Here is a 1,862-nt window from a genome sequence, read left to right on the forward strand (position 1 = left end):
AATCGCAGACGTGGCGCGCCATAAGCTTTATAGTTATTTTGCCAAATTTCACGCAACAAAGCTTTTAAAATCGTGTCTTCTCGTTGTCGTTGGCACTCAGTATAGTGAACCCAATCAAAGTAGGTGCTTTTGGGTATTTTGAGTAGGCGAAGCACCATCATGAGTTTAAAATGCTGTTTTAGCAATGATTGGACAATAGGAAAATGGGTCTTACGTGTTACTTGCGATGTTCGCCCAGCAAAACGGCCGCAATTTTTAAAATTTCGTTTTCTTCTTTAAGTCTTGCGACTTCTTTCTGCATTGCGTTAAATTGGGCACGAGTCACTGGCTTACCAGTAACGTCCGTCCCAATGATTTGGGCTTTCTTCACCCAACCCGTGACGGTTTGTACAGCCAAATGGTATTCATTGGCTAGAGAATTAGCAGAACGTCCCTCGTTATACAAGGCGACAATTGATGACTTAAATTCTGTTGAGTATCGCTTAGCTTTCATAATATAAAAAAACTCCTATACTTGATTATCTCGGATTATGCCCTAGAAATAAAGCAGTCCGGATTTTCAGTATACGAGCAATCGGATTACCATTCTTGAAACAGCAGGATTGACATTGCCACAACATGACAAAGCCAAACAGGATTACACCGAATTTGAGGTAGCAAGTATGATTGTGATGACGGTGTTAGGCGTCTTTAGTCGGACGTTTGCGACACGGGATTATGATGAAAAAACGGTTGAAATATTTGATGAAGCTTGGACGTTTACAACGTCTGATATTGGTAGTCGCATTTTTAATGAAATGGCACGTATTGGACGTTCTGCCAACAACTTGTTAATTCCCGTGACACAATCAGTTCATGATGTTAAAAGTGATAATTTTGGTGTTTTATTTGCCTTTGATGAGGATAAGGAACAGCCAGATATTTTACAACATGTTGGTTTGCCAGTTAATGATGACAACATCAAAGAATTAGGTAATATGGTCATGGGACAGTGTTTTATGAAAGATATTTATGGACGGGTTGAAAAAATAACGGTTGATGAGCCATTAGTTGCTATGCAACGTGCCTATCAGACAGTTAAAGCTGGTGACACGGCACAAGCCGAAAAGGCGTACCGATAATGCTTAATTGACTACAAATGTAGTAGTGTGTTATACTACATTTGTAGTAATGATAAAGGAGAATAATCATGAGCGTAACAACTGTAAGATTACAAGATGATACAATGGCTTGGGCTAAGGAATATGCTGATTTTAAAGGTGTGAGTGTTACGGGTTTAATAGCTGACTTGATTGAAGAAGCGCGTCAAGATGATGAAGACTATGCTGACGCTATGAAGGTGATTAATTCTGAAAATCGTGAGTATGTGTCACCAGAAGAAATCAAGGCAAAATTAGGTCTATGAAATATAGCTGGAAGTTTGATAGTAGAGCAGCCAAACAATTTGGTAAGTTAGATAAACCAGTACAAAGACGTATATATAATTGGTTAGAGTTGAATATTAGCGGTATAGAAAATCCTAGAATGTTTGGTAAAGCATTAGAGGGTGAACTGAAAACTTTATGGCGTTATCGAGTTGGTAAATATCGAATTATCGCTGATATTGTTGACGATGAATTTGTAGTAGTTGTCTTAAAGACGAGTAAACGTGACGATGTTTATCGCAATAAATAGTTACAAGTGAATGTTAACGATGAAAAGGAATAGATTATGAAGTGAACCCAATAACTTGGACAAAAAAATGTCCAGAAAGTTATTGGGTTTTTCTATGTCTAAATATTCAAATGAATTTAAATTAATAATCGTCAACGAATGGCTGGTTGGTCAAAATGGCCTGAAAAAGTTAGCGAAAAAATACAACA

4 protein-coding genes are annotated in these 1,862 nt (G+C 37.5%); 3 read left to right on the plus strand and 1 reads right to left on the minus strand.

All coding sequences use genetic code 11. From position 1 onward, the window contains the following. Nucleotides 1-217 precede the first annotated feature (217 nt). Nucleotides 218-493 carry a transposase gene (locus tag BMG01_RS10375; protein WP_004910748.1) on the minus strand — a complete coding sequence of 92 codons (276 nt, stop codon included), beginning with the start codon at nt 491-493 and terminating at the stop codon, nt 218-220. A gap of 85 nt (nt 494-578) precedes the next feature. Here BMG01_RS10375 and BMG01_RS10380 point away from each other — a divergent pair, with 85 nt between their 5' ends. From BMG01_RS10380 to BMG01_RS10390, 3 genes are all read left to right on the plus strand, one after another. Further along, nucleotides 579-1,121, plus strand: coding sequence for an ATP-binding protein (locus BMG01_RS10380; protein ID WP_255372414.1), 543 nt, complete (start codon nt 579-581; stop codon nt 1,119-1,121). 68 nt (nt 1,122-1,189) lie between these two features. Then, a complete protein-coding gene (locus tag BMG01_RS10385; RefSeq protein WP_084013491.1) occupies nt 1,190-1,405 on the plus strand; it encodes a DUF6290 family protein in 216 nt (71 codons plus the stop codon). Next, on the plus strand, nt 1,402-1,674 hold the full coding sequence (locus BMG01_RS10390; RefSeq protein WP_084013492.1) for a type II toxin-antitoxin system RelE/ParE family toxin: 273 nt from the start codon (nt 1,402-1,404) through the stop codon (nt 1,672-1,674). The genes BMG01_RS10385 and BMG01_RS10390 overlap by 4 nt, the downstream gene beginning before the upstream one ends. The last annotated feature ends 188 nt before the right edge of the window (nt 1,675-1,862 follow it).

This window comes from Leuconostoc sp. BM2 (assembly GCF_002095565.1).
Classification (GTDB): Bacteria; Bacillota; Bacilli; order Lactobacillales; family Lactobacillaceae; genus Leuconostoc; species Leuconostoc falkenbergense.

Coding starts and splice junctions, on each gene's coding strand:
- BMG01_RS10390 (WP_084013492.1), top strand. CDS start 1,402: ATGAAATATAGCTGGAAGTTTGATAGTAGAGCAGCCAAACAATTTGGT.
- BMG01_RS10375 (WP_004910748.1), bottom strand. CDS start 493: ATGAAAGCTAAGCGATACTCAACAGAATTTAAGTCATCAATTGTCGCC.
- BMG01_RS10385 (WP_084013491.1), top strand. CDS start 1,190: ATGAGCGTAACAACTGTAAGATTACAAGATGATACAATGGCTTGGGCT.